Source organism: Salinarimonas ramus, assembly GCF_014645695.1.
GTDB classification, from domain to species: Bacteria; Pseudomonadota; Alphaproteobacteria; order Rhizobiales; family Beijerinckiaceae; genus Salinarimonas; species Salinarimonas ramus.
Genome location: NZ_BMMF01000010.1, coordinates 13,977 through 32,934, shown reverse-complemented (window position 1 = coordinate 32,934; position 18,958 = coordinate 13,977). Strand labels below are relative to the sequence as shown.

The following is an 18,958-nucleotide window of genomic DNA, read 5'->3' as shown; positions in this document are numbered from 1 at the left end:
CTCCGCGGCGGAGAGGAGGCATCGTCACGCCCCCGCTGCCACGCCCGGAACGGCCCGCCTCCAGGGCCGCGACGGACTGCCGCGATCTTGCCGCGACTGTAGACACGCGCAGGGCTTAAGGAAACCCGACCCCGCGGCCGATTTTAGCTTTTCGTTAACGCTATGGTTACCGCCGTGGCAAACGATCGGTGGACAACGGTTTTCACGCTCCTCACGCACCCCTCGAAAGCGCCCGCCGACAGCCCTCATGACCGATCGTCCACAGCTCCTCGACCGCGCCCATCTCGACGCCCAGACCTTCGGCGACGCGGACCTCGCGCGTGAGGTTCTGGGCCTCTTCGAGGGGCAGCTCGAGCGCCTGCCGCCGATCATCGCGGGTGAGGGGGAGGCGAAGGCGCGGATCGACGCGGCGCACACGCTCAAGGGCTCGGCACGCGGCGTCGGCGCCGCGCGGATCGCGGCCTGCGCGGAAGCCTGCGAGCACGCCTTGCGCGCGGGCGCGCCGATCGCTGCGGAGGTGGCGGCCCTCGACGAGGCCGCCGCCCAGACGCGCGCCGAGATCGCCCGCACCGTTGCGGAAAACGCCCCGCCCGGCGCCTGAACGGCGACGCTCGCGCTTGACAGCTCGCGCCGCAGCGCACACTTCCCCGTCGACCTCTTCGCGCACGCGACGCTCCGCGCCGTGCGCCCGCACGATCGCTTCGGGAGACCCCATGGTCAGCATCACCTTCATCGACGTCCAGGGCGAGGCCCGCACGGTCGAGGCCGAGCCGGGCTCCACCGTGATGGAGAACGCCGTGCGCAACGGCGTGCCGGGCATCGAGGCCGAGTGCGGCGGCTCGTGCGCCTGCGCCACCTGCCACGTCTACGTCGACGAGGCCTGGCGCGAGAAGGTGGGCGACCCGGAGCCGATGGAGGAGGACATGCTCGACTTCGCCTTCGACGTGCGGCCGACCTCGCGCCTCTCCTGCCAGATCCGGGTGCGCGAGGACCTCGACGGGCTCGTCGTGCGCACCCCCGAGCGCCAGGGCTGAGGCGCACTCGTCGGCGGCGTCACGCACCGGATCGGCGTCATGCGCCCCAGCGGCGAGCGACCAGCCGGTCGAGGGAGAGGGCTCCCGGCCCCTTCGCGATCAGCGCGAGGAAGCACGCCGCCCACAGGCCGTGCGTCACCCATGCGCCCGGATAGACGAAGACCTGGATGACGAGCGTCATCACCAGGAGCGCGAGCGCGGACAGGCGCGTCGCGAGCCCGAGCACGAGAAGCGCCGGGAAGACGTGCTCGGCGATCGTGGCGAGGTAGGCCGCGAGCACGGGGTCGATCACCGGCAGCGCGTATTCGTGCTCGAACAGGAAGAAGGTCGACTGGGCGAGGCCGAAGCCTTCGAGCTTCGTCTGCCCCGATTGCCAGAACACCGCCGCGGGGAAGATCCGCAGCGCGACGGCCGGTACCGACCAGGGCACGGCGTCGAGCGCCCCGATGGCGCGTGCGACGAGACCTGGCGCGCCCGTTCGCCGGGCAGACGTCGCCGTGGCGGGAGCCGGAGCGGCGGTGAGGTCGGAGGTGGCGGTCATCGTTGCGCTCCCGTGTCGGTCGGATCGAGGCGGATGCCGGCCGCGAGGCCGTGGGCGAGGATGCGGGCGAGCGCCCGTGACGGATCGAAGGCGGGCGCGTCCGCGAGGGCGGCCTCCGCAGCCGTTTCGAAGGAGGCGCCGCCCGCGCAGGCGATGACGAAGGCCCCCTCGCCGGGCTCCGCGAGCACGACCCGCACGTCGAGCGCGGGGCGCGCCACGAGCGCTGTCTCGCCCGTGGGGTTCGCGAGCGGTCCCGGCGTCGCGCCCGGCTGGTTCATGCGCCAGATCGACAGGATCGGATGGCGCGAGGCGACGACGCGAAGAGCCGGATGGGGCACGAGACCCCACGTGCCCGGATCGCGCGCGCAGACCTCGAGCAGCGTGTCGCTCGCGAGCGGCTCCGCGTCGGCCGCGTGATAGGCGTGCGTGCGTGCCGCCTCGAGCCGAGCCACGTCGGCGAGATAGGGCAGGGCGGCGGCCGGCGGGAAGCCCGCGAGGAAGCCGGGAAACGCGTCGCCGTAGACGGTGAGCACCGGCGAGCGGGGCGGGTTCGCGGCGATGAAGGCACGTGCCGTCGCCTGGAAGAAATCCTCGCCCACGAGCCGGCGGATCACCGGGAAGCGCGTCGCCAGCGCCTCCACCAGCGAGACGACGACGTTGTTGCGGTAGACCGCGAAGCGCCGCGCCACCTGCGTGGGATCACGCGCGGTGAGACCCGCGGGCACCGGCGCTCCGGAGAGAACGGCGGCGTGGGTCTCGCGCGCGAAGATCGTGGCGAGGTCAGGCACGGGCCAGCTCCCGCTCGGGAAGCCGCGGGCGCTCGTGGCGACGCAGAACGCTGCGCGCGTGGGCCGCCTCCCACTGCAGGACGGGGAAGTCCGGGACGTCGTTGTCCCACTCCACCAGCGTCGGCAGCGGGCCGGTGCGGGCGATCACGCGCTCGAAGAGGGCCCACACCGGATCGGCGACGGGCGTCCCGTGCGCGTCGACGAGGAACGGCCCGCCGTCGATCTCCTCGCGAGCGTGCCCGCCGAGATGGATTTCCCCCACGCGATCGAGCGGGAACGCGTCGAGATAGGCCTCCGGCGAGGTCTCGTGGTTCGTCGCCGAGACGAAGACGTTGTTGACGTCGAGCAGCAGCCCGCAGCCGGTGCGCCGCGCGATCTCGCCGAGGAAGTCGGTCTCGGCGAACGTCGAGGCCTCGAAGAGGAGGTAGGTCGAGGGGTTCTCGAGGAGGAGCTTGCGCCCGAGCCGCTCCTGCACGCGATCGACGTGGTCGCACACGCGCGACAGTGTCTCGCCCGTATAGGGCAGGGGGAGGAGGTCGTTGAGGAAGGCGTCCTCGTGCGTCGACCAGGCGAGATGCTCGGAGAAGCTCTCCGGCGCGTAGCGGTCGCACACGGCTTTCACCCGCGCGAGATGCGTCTCGTCGAGGGGGCCCGGTCCGCCGATGGAGAGCCCCACCCCGTGGACGGAGAGCGGATACTCCGCCCGCAGCCGCCCGAGCCGCGCATGCGCCGGGCCGCCGGCGCCCATGTAGTTCTCGGCATGCACCTCGAGGAAGCCGAGAGCCGGCCGCTCCTCGATGATCGCCTCGTAGTGCAGGGCCTTGAAGCCGATGCCGGCATCGTTCGGCAGGCGGGTCATGACGGGGCTCCCTCCTCTCGAAGCCGACGGGCGGGAGCGCGCGGCCGGACCGCGCTCGCCCCCACCCGCCCGCGTGCCGGCATCAGGCCGGACGCTGGATCTCGCTGAGCGAGCCGGGGCCGAGCGGCGTCTCGATGGTCTCGCAGGTGCCGGCGGGCACGAGGGACCAGGCATTGCCCTGGTAATCGACTGTGGAGGTGCCGGCACAGGTCGTGCCGGGGCCGGCGGCGCAGTCGTTCTCTCCGGCGAGCGCGACGCCGTAGCACTTCTCCATGTCGCTCGACTGCGCGAAGGACGGCGCGGCGGCGAGGGAGAGGGCGGCGGCGACGGAGCCGGCGAGGGCGAGCTTGGTCGTGCGAGACATGGTTGTTCCCTCTGGTCTTGCTGATCGTGATCTGCGAGCGGCCCGTCTCTCGGTGCCGCAACCCAGCTTCGCGCCGGGCGCATGGCGCGTTACGCGGCCTCACGCATGCGTGAACGAGCTCGGCTCGCCGGGGAAACCTCTCCCGTCGCCGGACGTTTGCCCTGAGACCAGCCGCGCTGACGGCGCGGCGTCCTGAGACCAGGAGATTTTTCATGACCATGTTCCGCACGACCCTCGGCAGCGCCCTCGCGCTCGCCGCCGCCACCGCGCTCTCGACCGCGCCGGTCCATGCGCAGATGGTGACCGAGACCGCGCCGATGACGACGCCGATGACCGAGACGGCTCCGATGGAGACGACCGGCGCGCTCGGCGGCATCTCGACGGTCTTCGCCACCGCCGACGATCTCGACGACGTCGAGGTCTACGGCATCAACGGCGAGGAGATCGGCGAGGTCGAGGAGATCGTCGTGGGTGCCGACGGCACGCACTACATCGTGCTCGAGGTCGGCGGCTTCCTCGGGATCGGCGACGACGACGTCGCAATTCCCATGGATCGCTTCGCCGCGCGCGGCGAGGAGAGCCTCGTCCTCGTCTCCATGACGGAGGACGAGCTCGAGGCCATGGCCGAGTACGAGGAGGGCGATGCCGGGTACACCGTGCTCGACGGCATGTCGCCCATCGAGATGCGCATGATGGAGTGACGCGCTCGCCTGCGCTGAAATGCGCGAGCGTATCGATGGCGGCCGCCCGGAACCCCGGGCGGCCGTTTCGCGATAGTGATGCATGACCTACCGCATCAGACATACGGCGCCCCTCGCGGGCGCGCTCGCCGCCCTTCTCCTCGCGTCACCGGCGCTCGCCCAGGGCGCCGCCGGCAATCCTCCGGATCGGCCGCCGCCGCGAGAGCAGGGCTTCACCGAATACGGCGGCTATTCCGACGCGCTGCGGCTGCTCGGCGACGATTACCGCCTGCCGCCTCCCTCCAACGAGAGCCGCGGTCCGCTCACCATCGTCGACTTCGAGGGCGCGGAGCTGCGCGCACCCTCGGGCGACGTGATCGGGCAGGTCGACAAGATCGTCCTCGGGCCCGATCGCGAGCGCTGGGTCGTCTTCGACCATGGCGGCTTCCTCGGTTTCGACGAGCGCAAGGTCGCGCTGCCGCTCGCGCGCGTCACCCGACGCGGCGACGACTTCTACGTCCGCGGCGTGACCGAGGCCGACATTCGCAACCTCCCCGGCGTCGTCCAGCGCTGGGAGGACTACCCGCGCCTCGAGGTCCAGGGCCCGCTCGGCCTCGATACCGACGAGACCGAGGGCTGAGGGCGGACGCTCCCGCGCGCCGTCCGCGCGTCGAGCCACGTCACGAACGAAAGCCCCCGGCGCGACGCGTCCGGGGGCTTCTTTCTCGCTCGATCCTCGCCCGACCCTCGCGGATCGGCTCAGCGGGGCTTCGTCTTCTCTTCCAGCTTCCGGTAGTCCGGCTCGTCGGAGAGGACGAGCGCGATCCGGCGCAGCCCCGAGACGTGGGCGAAGACGACCGTGATCAGAACCGTCAGCGGAACCGCCAGAAGCGCGCCGGGAATGCCCCAGATCCAGCCCCAGGCGAGAACCGAGAACAGAACGACGAGCGGCGAGAGCGACAGCTCGCGGCCCTGCAGCCGCGGATCGACGAAATTGCCCATCACCTGCTCGATGACGAGGAGACCGGCGGCGATGATCGCGGCCGTCCCGATGTCCTGCGTGAACAGCGCGAAGGCGACGGGCAGGGTGCCCGCCACGAGGGAGCCGATCGTCGGCACGTAGTTCAGAAGGAAGCCGAGCAGGCCCCAGACGAGGGCGAACTCCAGCCCGAAGGCCCAGGTCCACAGCCCGTAGAGCGTTCCGGTGATGGCGCCCAGGATGGTGCGCATGACGAGGTACCAGCGAAAGCGTTGCGCGATCGCGTCCACGGACCGGGCCCAGCCGCGCTCGTGGCCGTCATGCGCCAGCGAATGCAGCTTGCCCTTCCAGGTCGGCGCCTCGATCAGCATGAGCAGCGTGAAGAACAGGATCGCTACGAGACCGGCCGCCACGGACGCCACCGAGGAGAGGATCGTGTCCGCATAGGACGCGACGCGGTCGAGGAGGTTGTCGGCCGTGCCGCCGCCGAGCCGCCCGGCGAGCGCGCTCTCCACGGCGACGTCGCTGCGGGCGTCGTCGCTGGAGCCGGCCTGCGATGCGGCTGACGCGGCGGCGGCCTCGCTCGTCGATCGCTCCTGCCCCGCGCCGGCGCCTTCGCCCGTCACGGTCTGCCACCACTCGCCCGCCTCGTCCGCGTAAGCCGGGAGCCGCTCGGCGACCTGCCCGGCCGCGGCCCAGATGCCGGCGGCGAACGCGCCGAGCACGACGAGGATGACGAGGAGCCCCGCCGCCGGCCCGAGCCATCTCAGCCGCCGGGGCGTGCGGGCGCTCACCGCCGCGCTCACCGGCCAGACCGCGATGGCGAGGAAGAAGGCGAAGGCGAGGGGCATCGTCACCATCTGCGTCTCGCGCAGCGTGAAGGCGATGGCGAGCGCGGCGAGGATGCCGACGAGCCAGGCGGTGACCCTCAGCCGCGCGGCGGCCCGCAGCCGCTCGGTCGCACCGGCGAGCACCGCGCCGGCTCGGGTCTCGTGACGAGCCTGCGGGCGATCGTGCGGGCGTGCCTGCGGCATGGGATGTCTCCGTCGATGTGTGCGATCACGTGCTCTCGTTCCCAACAGGACGGGCCGGCAGCGGTTCCGAAGCCCGCCCGTTCAGCCTTCGTTCGCAATTCCCCCGCACACTCCCGCCCATGGAAGCCTCCGCGGACACGCTCCTCGCCCGCCTCGCCGCGCTCGACCCGGCCGCCGTCGCGGTGGCGGCGGGTGCGTTCGCGCTCGTCTGCCTCCTCTACCTCGTCGCCGCGACGCGGCGCCTGCGGCGCGAGCGCGACGACCTCGCCCGCACGATGGCGGAGATCGCCAAGCGCCAGGCGGAGATGACGGGGCGGATGACCTCGTTCACGGAGGTGTTCGGATCGCGCCAGGGCGATTTCGCGCGCATGCTCGCCGAGCGCATCGAGCGCGGCACGGCGGCGCAGAACGAGAGCCTGTCCAAGCTCAACGCGCGCCTCGCCGTGATCGACGCCGCGCAGAAGAACATCGGCCTCCTCACCCAGCAGGTGACGAGCCTCGAGAAGGTGCTCGCCAACAAGCAGGCGCGCGGCGCCTGGGGGCAGGGGCGCATGGAGGCGATTGTCCGCGACGGCCTGCCCGCCGACGCCTTCGCCTTCCAGGCGACACTCTCGTCGGGCGCACGCCCGGATTGCCTCGTGCGGCTGCCCGGCGACGCGCGCGGGCTCGTCATCGACGCGAAGTTCCCGCTGGAGAGCTTCGCGTCGTTTCGCGACGCGCCCTCGGCGGAGGCGCGTGCCCGCGCGGCGCAGCGGGTGCGGGCGGACGTGGCGCGGCACGTCCAGGACATCGCGGGCAAGTACCTCATCCCCGGCGAGACGCAGGACGTCGCCCTCATGTTCGTCCCCGCCGAGAGCCTCTACGCCGATCTCCAGGAGCATTTCGGGGAGGTCGTCGAGCGCGCTCACCGCGCGCGGGTCGTCATCGTCTCTCCGGCGCTGCTGGCGCTGGCGATCCAGGTCGTCCAGGCGCTGGCCCGCGACGCGCGGGTGCGCGAGGAGGCGCGGGTGATCCAGACCGAGGTCGCACGCCTCGTCGCCGACGTGTCACGCCTCGACGAGCGCGTCGCGAAGCTCGACCAGCACTTCCGCCAGGCCCAGGACGACGTGGCCGGGATCCGTACCTCGACGGAGAAGATCCGCCGTCGCGGGCGCCGTATCGAGGCGCTCGACTTCGACGACGGCGCGGGGGAGGGCGATCTGTTCGAGCGGGCGGGATGAGGATTGACTTCCATGATGAGAGAAATATTCTCGCATCATGGAAAACAGAACCCTCGCCTCTCGCATCCGTTTCGCCCGCACAGACCGGCGCATGACGCTCGACGCCCTCGCGGACGCCTCCGGCGTGTCGCGGGCGGCACTCTCACGAATCGAGCGCGGGGAGGCGAGCCCGACCGCGACGCTCCTCGCGCGCATCGCAGCCGGCCTCGGCACGAGCGTGGCCTCGCTGTTCTCGGAGGGCGAGCAGAGCCGGGACGCCGGGCATGCGGCGCCGCCCCCTTCTTCCGCTCTCTCCCGTGCCGCGGACCAGCCGTCCTGGCAGGATCCGCAGAGCGGCTACGTCCGCCGCAACGTCTCGCCCGCCGCGGCGAAGGGCGCCGCCGAGATCGTCGACGTCACCTTCCCCCCGGGCGAGCGCGTCGTCTTCGACAACGCGCTCGGCTGGCACGGCGTGGCGCAGCAGGTCTGGGTGCTCGACGGCACGATCGAGATGACGGTCGGCACCGAGACGAGCCGCCTCTTCGTCGGCGACTGCCTGTTCATGCGTCTCGACTGGCCGGTCGCATTCCACAATCCGGGAGAGACGCCCGCGCGCTATGCGGTCGTCCTCTCGCGCCTTCCCGCCTGAGCGGAGCTGCCCCGATGACCGAGATCATGATCCGCCGCCTCGATGCCGAGGCGGCCCGAGAGGCCTGCGCGGCCCTCGCGGACATCCACCGCGCCTGCGTCGCTCGAGGCGCGTCCGTCTCGCTCATGGCCGACACGCCGCGCGAGGAGGCGCTCGCCTTCTGGCGGAGCGTCGCCGCCGACGTCGGGGCGGGAGGGACGATCCTCCTCGTCGCGGAGAACGACGGGCGCATGGTCGGCACCGTCCAGGTCTGCGCGGCGGGCAGACCGAACCAGCCCCATCGCGGCGATCTCGCCAAGATGCTGGTCCACCCGGACGCGCAGGGTAGGGGCGTCGGCACCGCCCTCCTCGCCGCCGCCGAGCGCGAGGCGCTGGCGGCGGGCCTGTGGCTCCTCGTCCTCGACACGACGCCCGGCACCGCGGCCGAGCGCCTCTACACCCGCGGAAGCTGGGAGCCCGTGGGCGTCATCCCCGACTTCGCGCTCTGGCCCGACGGCCGTCTCGGGGCGACGAAGCTGTTCTACAAGGATCTGCGGGGCGGGTGACCTCCCCGAAGGGGAGGAGTCCGCGCGAAGCGCGGGCGGTGGGGGCGTTCCGAGAGTTCTGCACGCCGGCCCGCCCCCTCCCCACCCTCCGACCCTCGGGTCGTCGTCCTCCCCTGCGGGGAGAAGGCGACGCGTTGCTCAGCACGCGAAATCTTCGATTCCGATCAGATCCCACCCGTTCCCGAACGGGTCCGCGAACTTCGCCACTGTCCCGCAGACCTCCCGGCGCGGCTCCTCGAGGAAGCGCTAGACGGCCTATTCCGCCGCGCTCTTCTTCTCGGCCGCCGGCTTCTTCGCCGCAGCGGGCTTCTTGGCCGCGGCCGGCTTCTTGGCGGCGGCCGGCTTCTTCGCCGCCGATGCCTTCTTGGCCGTGGACGCCGTCTTCTCCGGCGCCTCGCCGTCCGCGGCGGCGGCCTTGCGCGTCGTGCCCTTGCGTGCGGACGCCGACTTCGAAGACGACTTCGACGCGGACTTGCCCGACGCCTTCTTCCCCCCGCCGGCCGCGCGGCGGGCCTCGAGCAGCGGCACGGCGGCGTCGAGCGTGACCGCGTCCGCCTCGGTGCCCTTGGGCAGGGTGGCGTTGGTGGTGCCGTCGGTCACGTAGGGGCCGTAGCGCCCCGCCTTGACGACGATGGGCTTGCCGCTGATCGGGTCCTCGCCGAGCGTGCGACCGGGATCGCCTCCGCCGCGCCGGCCGCCGGCGCCGCTCTCCTTGGCGACGATGAGGTCGATGGCGCGGTTGGCGCCGATCTCGAGCACGTCGTCGTCCTTGGCGAGGGAGGCATAGGTCTTGCCGTGCTGGACGTAGGGCCCGAAACGCCCGATGCCTGCCTTGATCGGCTCGCCGCTCTCGGGGTGCTTCGCCACCTCGCGCGGCAGCGAGAGCAGCGCGAGGGCCTTCTCGAGATCGACGGCGGACGGGGTCATCCCCTTGGGCAGCGAGGCGCGCTTGGGCTTGGCGTCGCCCTCCGCCTCGCCCAGCTGGACGAAGGGGCCGAAGCGCCCGTCGCGCAGCGACACGTCGAGACCCGTCTCCGGGTCCTTGCCGAGCACCCGCGTGCCGGGCTGCCCGCCCTCCGCGTCGCCCTCGCCGTGGGCGGCGGAGAGCTGGCGGGTGAAGCGGCATTCGGGGTAGTTCGAGCAGCCGATGAAGGCGCCGAACTTGCCGAGCTTGAGCGAGAGCGTCCCCGTCCCGCAGGTCGGGCAGGCGCGAGGGTCGATGCCCTCGCCCTTCTGAGGGAAGATGTGCGGCCCGAGATAATCGTTGAGCGCGTCGAGCACCTGCGTCGTGCGCAGGTCCTTGGTGTCGCCGACCGACGCCGAGAAGTCCCGCCAGAAGTCGCGCAGCACCTGCTTCCAGTCGATCTCGTGGTTCGAGATCCGGTCGAGCTGCTCCTCCAGCGCGGCGGTGAAGTCGTACTCCACGTAGCGCTTGAAGAACGCTTCGAGGAAGGCCGTGACGATGCGGCCCTTGTCGTGGGCGTAGAGGCGCTTCTTGTCGAGGGTGACGTACTCGCGATCCTTGAGCACCTGCAGGATCGAGGCGTAGGTCGAGGGCCGGCCGATGCCGAGCTCCTCCATGCGCTTGACGAGGCTCGCCTCGGAATAGCGCGGCGGCGGCTCGGTGAAGTGCTGCGTCGAGGCGATGCGCTGGCGATCGAGCGGATCGCCGGCCGACATGGGCGGCAGGCGGCCGGACTCCTCGTCGTCCTCGTCGTCGCGCCCTTCCTGGTAGAGCGTGAGGAAGCCGTCGAACTTGATCACCTGCCCGGTGGCGCGAAGCTCCAGCGTGCGCGGGCCGACCTTGGCGGCGATGTCCGCCGTCGTGCGCTCGAGCTGGGCCGATTCCATCTGCGAGGCGAGGGTGCGCACCCAGATCAGCTCGTAGAGCTTCGCCTGCTCGGCGTCGAGGTAGCGCGCCACCTGCTTGGGCAGCCGGCCCATGTCGGTCGGCCGCACGGCCTCGTGGGCTTCCTGCGCGTTCTTGGCCTTGGTCGTATACTTGCGCGGCACGTCCGGCACGTAGCGATCGCCGAACTCGCGGCCGATCACCGCGCGCGCGGCGCGCACGGCCTCTGGCGCCATGTCGACGCCGTCGGTCCGCATGTAGGTGATGAGGCCCACCGTCTCGCCGCCGATCTCCACGCCCTCGTAGAGGCGCTGGGCGACCCGCATGGTCTGCGCCGGCGCCATGCCGAGCTTGCGCGAAGCCTCCTGCTGGAGCGTCGAGGTGGTGAAGGGCGGCTGGGGGTGGCGCTTGGCGGGCTTCGCCTCGACGTTGGAGACCGCGAAGGTCGCGAGCTCCAGGTCCTTCTTGAAGCGCTCGGCGTCTTCGCCGTTGCCGATGTCGAGCCGGGTGATCTTCTTGCCGTCGGCGCCCACGAGGCGCGCGTCGAAGACGCCGCCGTCCTTGGTCGCGAGCGTCGCCACCAGGGACCAGTACTCGCGCGGGACGAAGCTCTCGATCTCGCGCTCGCGGTCGCAGACGAGGCGCAGCGCCACCGACTGGACGCGCCCCGCCGAGCGCGAGCCAGGGAGCTTGCGCCACAGGACGGGCGAGAGGGTGAAGCCGACGAGGTAGTCGAGGGCCCGGCGGGCGAGATAGGCGTCCACCAGCGCCTGATCGATCTGGCGCGGCGCCCGCATGGCGGCGGCCACCGAATCCTTGGTGATGGCGTTGAAGGTCACGCGCTCGATGGGCACGCCCTTGAGCACGCGCTTCTCGTTCAACGCCTCCAGCACGTGCCAGGAGATGGCCTCGCCCTCGCGATCCGGGTCGGTGGCGAGGATGAGCTTGTCGGCGCCCTTCACGGCCTTGGCGATGTCGGACAGCCGCTTGGCGCCGCGGTCCTCCAGCTCCCAGAGCATGTGGAAGTCGTTCTCCGGGTCCACGGAGCCGTCCTTGGGCGGCAGGTCGCGGATGTGGCCGAAGCTCGCCAGGACCTCGTAGTCCCGACCCAGATACTTGTTGATCGTCTTGGCCTTGGCGGGCGACTCGACGACGACGACTTTCATCGAAAGGGTTTCCCGGACGGGCACGGCGGATCGGCGGTCGCGCCGCCGGAGCCCCGGGCGGCGACGCGAAGGGTCTAAGTGGGCAAGAGCGGCGGCGCTGTCAAATCGGGGCGTCCTCGGACAGGCGTGTAAACGTGCGGTCGGGACCTCTCCGAGCCCGGCGCGCACGGCGTCGCGGAGGGCGCGCGCGCACTTGACGCAGGCCCGGCCGGCGTCCGACATCTGGAGCCATACGCCCGCAGTCACGCGCCGAGCGCACGAGGAGCCCCGATGCCGCGCCTCTCGACCCATGTCCTCGACACCGCCCATGGCGGCCCCGCCGCGGGCGTCGCCCTCACGCTCGATCGGATCGAGCCCGACGGCTCGCGCACCCGCCTCGTCGAGACCCGCACGAACGCGGACGGACGCACCGACGCGCCGCTCCTTTCGGGAGAGGCCTACCGAGTGGGCACCTACGAGCTGAGCTTCGCCATGGGCGATTATTTCCGGGCGAAGGGCGCGGCTCCGACCGAGCCCGCCTTCCTCGACATCGTCCCCATCCGCTTCGCCATCGCCGAGCCCGACGGGCATTACCACGTGCCGCTGCTGGCGAGCCCGTGGAGCTATTCCACCTATCGCGGGAGCTGAGCGCCATGGCCGCCTCGACCGTCTTCGACCCTGCGAAGGGCGACTATCCGCGCGACCTCGTCGGCTACGGCCGCAATCCGCCCAACGCCGCCTGGCCCGGCGGGGCGCGCGTCGCCGTGCAATTCGTCATCAATTACGAGGAGGGAGGCGAGAACGCGATCCTCCACGGCGACCCCGCTTCGGAAGCCTTTCTCTCCGAGATCGTCGGCGCGCAGCCCTGGCCGGGCCAGCGGCACATGAACATGGAATCGATCTATGAATACGGCTCGCGGGCGGGTTTCTGGCGGCTGTGGCGCATGTTCACCGAGCGCGCCATCCCCGTCACGGTCTACGGCGTGGCGAGCGCCATGGCGCGCAACCCGGATGCCGTCGCCGCCATGAACGAGGCGGGCTGGGAGATCGCCTCCCATGGGCTCAAGTGGATCGATTATCGCGACGCGCCGGTCCACGTCGAGCGCGAGCACATCGCGGAGGCGGTGCGCCTCCACACCGAGGTCGCGGGCACGCGCCCTCTGGGCCTGTATCAGGGCCGTACCTCCGAGAGCACGCTGCGCCTGACGATGGAGGAGGGCGGCTTTCTCTATTCCGCCGATTCGTATGCGGACGAGCTGCCCTACTGGGTGGCGGATCCTCACGGGCGCCCCTTCCTCATCGTGCCCTACACGCTCGACGCCAACGACATGCGCTTCGCGACGCCCCAGGGCTTCAACGCGGGCGACCAGTTCTTCACCTATCTGAAGGACACGTTCGACGTCCTCTGGGAGGAGGGAGAGCACGCGCCGAAGATGATGTCGGTGGGCCTCCATTGCCGCCTCGTCGGCCGGCCGGGCCGGGCGGCGGCGCTGGCGCGCTTCCTCGACTACGTGCAGGCGAAGGGCGGCGCCTGGTGCGCCACGCGCCTCGACATCGCCCGGCACTGGGCGAGGAATCACCTGCCGGCGGGTGTCGCGCCGGCAGACATGGGAAAGCCCCTGTTCGTCGCGGCTTACGGGGATGTCTTCGAGCATTCTCCCTGGATCGCGGAGGAGGCGTGGGAGGCGGGCCTCGGCCCGGAGACCGCGACGCCGGAGGGGCTGCACGCGGCTCTTCTGCGTGCGCTCGAGCCGGCATCGCCTGCGCGAAAGCGGGCGCTGATCGACGCGCACCCCGATCTCGCCGGGCGCCTCGAGCTCGCGGAGATGGCGCCCGAGAGCCAGGCGGAGCAGGCCTCGGCGGGGCTGACGCGGCTCACGCCCTCGGAGAAGCAGCGCTTCCTCGCGCTCAACGACGCCTACAAGGCGCGCTTCGGCCACCCGTTCATCATGGCGGTGCGCGGCCGCTCGAAGGCCGAGATCCTCGCCGCCTTCGAGACGCGCCTCGCGAACGAGCCGGCGGCCGAGCTCGAGACCGCCATGGCCGAGATCGCGACGATCGCACGCCTGCGCCTCGACGAGCGCATGCGCGCGCGATCGCCTTCTCCTTCGCTCTAGGCAAAGAAGCGCGCGCTCACCCCTGCAGCGCCGCCCACATCTCCTGGTCGCGCTCGGCGGTCCAGATCGTGGGGTGGTGCACCCCGGACGCCTCGTCGAAGGCGCGCGAGACGTTGAAGGGCTGGCAGTGATCGTAGATGGCGAAGGAGCCGAAGCGCGGGTCCATCACGGCGCGGGTCGCGTCATAGGTCTCCTTGAGCGAGCGCCCACGCGCCACCGAGAGCTCGGCCTGCGTGTAGAGCGTCTGCACGAAGTCGCGCGTCATGGCGATCGCCTCGCGCACCGTCGCGCGGTCGGTGAGCGCGTCGCCGCGGCCGGGCACGAGGGCCTTGGGGTTGGCGTTTCGGATGCCGTCGAGCGTCTCCGGCCACTCGCGCAGATGGGCGTCGCCGCAATAGCAGGCGGAGTGGTACTCCACGAGATCGCCCGAGAACATCACCTCCGCGTCCGGCACCCAGGCGACGACGTCGCCTGCCGTGTGGCCCGCGCCCATGTGCCAGATCTTCACCTCGCGCTTGCCGAGGAACACCGTCAGCTCCGTGTCGAGGACGAGGTTCGGCCAGGTGAGGCCGGGGATCGTCTCCGCGCCGCGGAAGAGGCGGGGGAAGCGCCCGACCTCGCTCTCCCAGTCCTGCCGGCCGCGCTCCTCGATGAGGGCGAGGGTGAGGTCGGAGGCGATGATGCCCTGCGCCCCGTAGGCGGAGGCGCCGAGCACGCGTACCGCGTGGTAGTGCGTCAGCAGCACGTACTTGATCGGCTTGTCGGTGACCTGCCGCACGCGGGCGATGACGTCGTTCGCCATGGCGGGGGTCGCCTGGGCGTCGATCACCATGCAGCAATCGTCGCCCACGATGATGCCGGAATTCGGGTCCCCCTGCGCCGTGTAGGCGTAGAGGTCCGGCCCGATCTCCTTGAAGGTGACCGTCTTCTCGGTCATGTCGCCCGTCGAGGCGAAGCTCTTGCTCATCCCTGGCTCCCGTTCGTCTTCAAATCTCTCCGATGAACCGGCGCGTTCCGCACGAGCGGAAGCAGAGACGTCTCCACCGTCGAGGCCTGCACCGTTTCGGCTTCGCCGAACACGCGTTCCGCGTGCCCCATCCGTCTCGGCTGCGCCGAGCCACCTTCCCCTACAGGGAAGGAAAGCGCGAGCGCCTGCCGAGTCTCCTCACACACGCACGCGCTTTCTCACGCCTTCTCCACCACCTGCTCGATGGCGCCGAACAGCGAGTGTCCGGCCTCGTCCTTCATCTCGATGCGTACTGTGTCGCCGAACTTCAGGAACGGCGTCTTAGCCGCGCCCTCGCGGATGGTCTCGACCATGCGCGTCTCGGCGATGCACGAATAGCCGAGGCCGCCTTCCGCCACGGGCCGGCCCGGGCCGCCGTCGGCATCCTTGTTGGAGACCGTGCCGGAGCCGACGATGGTGCCGGCGCAGAGCGGGCGCGTGCGTGCGGCGTGCGCGATCAGGCGGGGGAAGTCGAAGGTCATGTCGACGCCCGCGTTCGGGCGGCCGAAGGGCTTGCCGTCGACGAAGGAGAGGAGCGGCAGCGTCACCTTGCCGCCGTCCCAGGCCGCGCCCAGCTCCTCGGGGGTGATCGCCACGGGCGAGAAGGCGGAGGAAGGCTTCGCCTGGAAGAAGCCGAAGCCCTTGGCGAGCTCGCCCGGGATGAGGTTGCGCAGCGAGACGTCGTTGACGAGCATCACGAGCCGGATCGCTGCGGCCGCCTCCTCGGGCGACGCGCCCATGGGCACGTCGTCGACGACGACGGCGATCTCCGCCTCGAAGTCGATCCCGAAGGCCTCGTCCGCCATGCGAATCGGGTCGCGCGGGCCGAGGAACGCGTCCGAGCCGCCCTGGTACATCAGCGGGTCGGTCCAGAAGCTCTCGGGCATCTCGGCGCCGCGCGCCTTGCGCACCAGCTCCACGTGATTCACGTAGGCCGAGCCGTCCGCCCATTGGTAGGCGCGCGGCAGCGGCGAGGCGCAGGCGTGCTCGTGGAAGCGGAAGGAGGGCACCGCCCCGTGCTCCAGCCCCTCGGCGAGGTCGGCGAGCCTGGGGGCGACGCTGTCCCAGTCGTCGAGGGCGGCCTGCAGCGTCGCGACGACGGGAAACGCGTCCGTCGCGTGCGTGAGGTCCCGCGAGACGACGACGAGCCGGCCGTCGCGGCCGTGCTTCAAGGAGGCTAATTTCATGGCGTTCTTCGCACCTTTCGTGCTTGTCTGAGCCTCGGGGAAAACGTCTGAGAAGGAACCCGTCCATGAGCGCCGACACGACGACCGTCACGCATCCCAGCAGAAGATCGTTCCTCGCGAAAGCCGGGCTCGGCGCCGGCGTGGTCGCGGCGGCGGGAAGCGTCGCCGCACCGGCGATCGCGCAATCCGCGCCGCAGGTCACGTGGCGCATGCAGTCGAGCTTCCCCAACTCGCTCGACACGATCTTCGGGACGATGGAGACCTTCGCGCGATTCGTCTCGGAGGCGACGGACGGCAACTTCACCATCCAGACCTTCAAGCCCGGCGACATCGTCGGCGGCCTGCAGGTGCTCGACGCCGTCTCGAACGGAACGATCGAAGCCGGGCACACGCCGACCTACTTCTATTTCGGCCGCGAGCCGGCGCTCGGCTTCGGCACCGGCGTGCCCTTCGGGCTGAACGCGCGCCAGCAGCATTCGTGGTGGCATTTCGGCGGCGGCGCCGAGATCATCAACGAGGTGCTCGCGCCGATGAACGCCATCTCGCTCGCCTGCGGGAATTCGGGCGCGCAGATGGGCGGCTTCTTCCGCCGCGAGATCAACTCGCTTGCCGACCTGAAGGGCCTGAAGTTCCGCATCGGCGGGCTCGGCGGCCAGGTGATGGCGCGCCTCGGCGTCGTGCCCCAGCAGATCGCGCCCGGCGACATCTATCCGGCGCTCGAGCGCGGGACGATCGACGCGGTGGAGTTCGTCGGCCCCTACGACGACCTGAAGCTCGGCTTCCACGAGGTGGCGAAGTATTATTACGCGCCGGGCTTCTGGGAGGGCGGCGCGATGCTGCACGCCGTCTTCAACCTGGAGGCCTGGAACGGCCTGCCGAAGCATTATCAGGCGATCCTGCGCCACGCGGCGGAGGCGGCCAACAACTGGATGCTCGCCAAGTACGATTCGGTGAACCCCGACGCGTTGAAGGAGCTCGTCTCCAAGGGCGCGGAGCTGCGCTACTTCCCGCAGGACGTGATGGAGGCGGCGCTCTCGGCGGCCAACGCCTATTACGAGGAGACGGCGGCGCAGAACGAGGCGTTCAAGCGCGCGTGGGACAGCTACCGCGCCTTCCGCGACGACGCGCTGCTGTGGTGGCCGGTCAACGAGCTCGCCTTCGACAACTTCATGGCCCGCACCCGCGGGCGGGGGTGACACCCTGCGCTGGATAGCTAGCGACGGCGTCGGCCGGTGCTGTCCTTCCCTGTAGGGGAAGGTGGCGCCGGCGGAGCCGGTGACGGATCGGGCGCGGCGCGCGAGCGACGCGTTCCGCGCAGCGGAAGCCTCGGTGTCCGGCATGGAGCCGCCGTTTCGGCTTCGCCGAACGCGCGTGCCGCGCGCCCCATCCGTCTCGGCGCTGCGCGCCGAGCCACCTTCCCCTACAGGGAAGGAGGGAGGCGGCGCTCGCGTCACCTCGGCTCGACTCACATCACTTCGACTCACTTCGGCTCGCGCCGGTTCGGGTCGAAGTGCTTCTTCAGGCCCTGCCAGCAATCGATGTAGCTGTCCTGCAGCTCCGGCAGCGTGGCGGCGTATTTCGTCACGCGCTGGGGGAAGCGCGTCTCGAACATGAAGGCCATCGTGCCGGAGAGCTTGACCGGCCCGAGATCGACGTTCGAGGCGTGCTCGAAGGCCTGCATGTCCGGCCCGTGGGGCATCATCTGGTTGTGGAGCGAGAAGCCGCCGGGGACGAAGCCCTCGGGCTTTGCGTCGTAGACCCCGTAGACGAGGCCCATGAACTCGCTCATCAGGTTGCGGTGATACCAGGGCGGGCGGAACGTGTTCTCCGCGACCATCCAGCGGTCGGGGAAGATCACGAAGTCGATGTTCGCCGTGCCGGGCGTCTCCGAGGGCGCGGTGAGCACCGTGAAGATCGACGGGTCCGGGTGGTCGAAGAGCAGGGCGCCCACCGGCGCGAAACGGCGAAGATCGTACTTGTAGGGCGCGTAATTGCCGTGCCAGGCGACCACGTCGAGCGGGGATTGCTCGATCTTGGTCATGAACAGCTCGCCGCCCCACTTCACGTAGAGGAAGCTCTCCTCCTCGACGTCCTCGTACGCCGCCACCGGCGTGAGGAAGTCGCGCGGGTTGGCGAGGCAATTGGCGCCGATCGGCCCGCGATCGGGAAGGGTGAGCTGCCCGCCGTAATTCTCGCAGACGTAGGCGCGTGCCGGCCCGTCCACGAGCTCGACCTTGAAGATCACGCCGCGGGGCACGACGCAGATCTCGCCGGGGCCGAACTCGATGACGCCGAACTCGGTGCGGAAGCGAAGGTGCCCCTCCTGCGCCACGACGAGATACTCGCCGTCGGCGTTGAAGAAGTACTCGTTGCCCATGGAGCGCGTCACGAAGGCGAGGTGCGCCGCCATGCCGACCTGCGTGTCCGAGTCGCCCGCGGTCGTGATGGTGCGCAGGCCCGTGACGAAGGTGAGCGCCTCGTCGGGGATCGCGACCGGCGACCAGCGCATCTGGCCGAGCGCGACGTCGGTGTCCTCGCGGCAGGGACCGGTGCGCATGAACCCCTTGTCCACCTTCGCGTAGCGGTGGGAATGCTTCACGGAGGGGCGGATGCGATAGAGCCAGGAGCGCTGGTTCGTCGCCTGCGGCGCCGTGAAGGGCGAGCCGGAGAGCTGCTCGGCGTAGAGGCCGAAATTGATCTTCTGCGGCGAGTTCATGCCCACCGGCAGTGCGCCCTCCAGCGCCTCCGTCTCGAAGGAATTGCCGAAGCCCGACATGTAGCCGGGCTTGAGGGCCGTCTCGCGTCCCTGCAGCTCGGGGCTGGTGAAGCCTGTGGTCGGGTGGGCGGTCATGGGCTTTCTCCTCGAGAGCGCGCATCGTGATCACGGGCGGCGTGATCACGGGGGGGCGCGCCGGCATTGCCGGCCGGGCGGCCTTGCGTGAAGGCGTTCGTCGGGGTAATGGTTGCACCAGCAACTGATTT

19 protein-coding genes are annotated in these 18,958 nt (G+C 70.7%); 10 read left to right on the top strand and 9 right to left on the bottom strand.

The genetic code is table 11. The features are described from left to right. Positions 1 to 247 precede the first annotated feature (247 nt). Together IEX89_RS16375 and IEX89_RS16370 are read left to right on the top strand one after the other, a co-directional pair. Positions 248 to 601: an Hpt domain-containing protein gene (locus tag IEX89_RS16375; RefSeq protein WP_188914328.1), complete on the top strand. Its 354-nt coding sequence runs from the start codon at positions 248 to 250 to the stop codon at positions 599 to 601. 112 nt (positions 602 to 713) lie between these two features. Then, positions 714 to 1,034, top strand: coding sequence for a 2Fe-2S iron-sulfur cluster-binding protein (locus IEX89_RS16370; protein WP_188914327.1), 321 nt, complete (start codon positions 714 to 716; stop codon positions 1,032 to 1,034). A gap of 37 nt (positions 1,035 to 1,071) precedes the next feature. On the opposite strand, the gene IEX89_RS16365 is transcribed toward IEX89_RS16370, so the two are convergent. The 4 genes from IEX89_RS16365 to IEX89_RS16350 all read right to left on the bottom strand — a co-directional run bounded on the left by IEX89_RS16365 (position 1,072) and on the right by IEX89_RS16350 (position 3,586). Beyond that, entirely contained in the window at positions 1,072 to 1,575 is a 504-nt protein-coding gene (locus tag IEX89_RS16365; protein WP_188914326.1) for a DoxX family protein, read from the bottom strand. After that, positions 1,572 to 2,363, bottom strand: coding sequence for an HvfC/BufC N-terminal domain-containing protein (locus IEX89_RS16360; protein WP_210317652.1), 792 nt, complete (start codon positions 2,361 to 2,363; stop codon positions 1,572 to 1,574). Before IEX89_RS16360 ends, IEX89_RS16365 begins: the two co-directional genes overlap by 4 nt. Beyond that, positions 2,356 to 3,222, bottom strand: coding sequence for an MNIO family bufferin maturase (bufB, locus tag IEX89_RS16355; RefSeq protein WP_188914325.1), 867 nt, complete (start codon positions 3,220 to 3,222; stop codon positions 2,356 to 2,358). The genes IEX89_RS16360 and bufB overlap by 8 nt, the downstream gene beginning before the upstream one ends. Before the next feature lie 82 nt (positions 3,223 to 3,304). Next, the gene (locus IEX89_RS16350) at positions 3,305 to 3,586 is read right to left on the bottom strand and encodes a BufA1 family periplasmic bufferin-type metallophore (RefSeq protein ID WP_188914324.1); all 282 of its coding nucleotides are present in this window, start codon (positions 3,584 to 3,586) and stop codon (positions 3,305 to 3,307) included. 212 nt (positions 3,587 to 3,798) lie between these two features. On the opposite strand from IEX89_RS16350, the gene IEX89_RS16345 reads away from it, so the two are divergent. Beyond that, positions 3,799 to 4,287, top strand: coding sequence for a PRC-barrel domain-containing protein (locus tag IEX89_RS16345; RefSeq protein WP_188914323.1), 489 nt, complete (start codon positions 3,799 to 3,801; stop codon positions 4,285 to 4,287). Between the two features lie 82 nt (positions 4,288 to 4,369). Continuing rightward, positions 4,370 to 4,906, top strand: coding sequence for a PRC-barrel domain-containing protein (locus IEX89_RS16340; RefSeq protein WP_188914322.1), 537 nt, complete (start codon positions 4,370 to 4,372; stop codon positions 4,904 to 4,906). 119 nt (positions 4,907 to 5,025) lie between these two features. On the opposite strand, the gene IEX89_RS16335 is transcribed toward IEX89_RS16340, so the two are convergent. After that, on the bottom strand, positions 5,026 to 6,279 hold the full coding sequence (locus IEX89_RS16335) for an AI-2E family transporter (protein WP_188914321.1): 1,254 nt from the start codon (positions 6,277 to 6,279) through the stop codon (positions 5,026 to 5,028). Between the two features lie 119 nt (positions 6,280 to 6,398). On the opposite strand from IEX89_RS16335, the gene IEX89_RS16330 reads away from it, so the two are divergent. Genes IEX89_RS16330 through IEX89_RS16320 form a run of 3 tightly spaced genes read left to right on the top strand, consistent with a single transcriptional unit; the run spans position 6,399 to position 8,672 of the window. Continuing rightward, the gene (locus IEX89_RS16330; RefSeq protein ID WP_188914320.1) at positions 6,399 to 7,499 is read left to right on the top strand and encodes a DNA recombination protein RmuC; all 1,101 of its coding nucleotides are present in this window, start codon (positions 6,399 to 6,401) and stop codon (positions 7,497 to 7,499) included. 37 nt (positions 7,500 to 7,536) lie between these two features. Continuing rightward, the gene (locus IEX89_RS16325) at positions 7,537 to 8,127 is read left to right on the top strand and encodes a helix-turn-helix domain-containing protein (protein ID WP_188914319.1); all 591 of its coding nucleotides are present in this window, start codon (positions 7,537 to 7,539) and stop codon (positions 8,125 to 8,127) included. Positions 8,128 to 8,141: 14 nt separating this feature from the next. Next, the gene (locus tag IEX89_RS16320) at positions 8,142 to 8,672 is read left to right on the top strand and encodes a GNAT family N-acetyltransferase (RefSeq protein ID WP_188914318.1); all 531 of its coding nucleotides are present in this window, start codon (positions 8,142 to 8,144) and stop codon (positions 8,670 to 8,672) included. 255 nt (positions 8,673 to 8,927) lie between these two features. Here IEX89_RS16320 and topA read toward each other — a convergent pair whose 3' ends face one another. After that, a complete protein-coding gene (gene topA / locus IEX89_RS16315; RefSeq protein ID WP_188914317.1) occupies positions 8,928 to 11,687 on the bottom strand; it encodes a type I DNA topoisomerase in 2,760 nt (919 codons plus the stop codon). 270 nt (positions 11,688 to 11,957) lie between these two features. Here topA and uraH point away from each other — a divergent pair, with 270 nt between their 5' ends. Together uraH and puuE are read left to right on the top strand one after the other, a co-directional pair. Continuing rightward, positions 11,958 to 12,314, top strand: a complete 357-nt coding sequence (uraH, locus tag IEX89_RS16310; protein ID WP_188914316.1) for a hydroxyisourate hydrolase — start codon at positions 11,958 to 11,960, stop codon at positions 12,312 to 12,314. 5 nt (positions 12,315 to 12,319) lie between these two features. Beyond that, positions 12,320 to 13,783: an allantoinase PuuE gene (puuE, locus tag IEX89_RS16305; RefSeq protein WP_188914315.1), complete on the top strand. Its 1,464-nt coding sequence runs from the start codon at positions 12,320 to 12,322 to the stop codon at positions 13,781 to 13,783. 16 nt (positions 13,784 to 13,799) lie between these two features. Here the strand turns inward: puuE and IEX89_RS16300 are convergent, their stop codons facing one another. Then, positions 13,800 to 14,750 (bottom strand): MBL fold metallo-hydrolase, encoded by a 951-nt coding sequence (locus tag IEX89_RS16300; RefSeq protein ID WP_188914314.1) that lies wholly within the window; start codon positions 14,748 to 14,750, stop codon positions 13,800 to 13,802. Positions 14,751 to 14,968: 218 nt separating this feature from the next. Further along, on the bottom strand, positions 14,969 to 15,976 hold the full coding sequence (locus IEX89_RS16295) for a fumarylacetoacetate hydrolase family protein (protein WP_188914313.1): 1,008 nt from the start codon (positions 15,974 to 15,976) through the stop codon (positions 14,969 to 14,971). A 65-nt stretch (positions 15,977 to 16,041) separates the two neighbouring features. Here IEX89_RS16295 and IEX89_RS16290 point away from each other — a divergent pair, with 65 nt between their 5' ends. Beyond that, complete coding sequence (locus tag IEX89_RS16290) at positions 16,042 to 17,172, top strand: TRAP transporter substrate-binding protein (RefSeq protein ID WP_188914312.1); 1,131 nt, start codon at positions 16,042 to 16,044, stop codon at positions 17,170 to 17,172. Positions 17,173 to 17,456: 284 nt separating this feature from the next. Here the strand turns inward: IEX89_RS16290 and hmgA are convergent, their stop codons facing one another. Next, positions 17,457 to 18,827 carry a homogentisate 1,2-dioxygenase gene (hmgA, locus tag IEX89_RS16285; protein WP_188914311.1) on the bottom strand — a complete coding sequence of 457 codons (1,371 nt, stop codon included), beginning with the start codon at positions 18,825 to 18,827 and terminating at the stop codon, positions 17,457 to 17,459. Between the last annotated feature and the right edge of the window lie 131 nt (positions 18,828 to 18,958).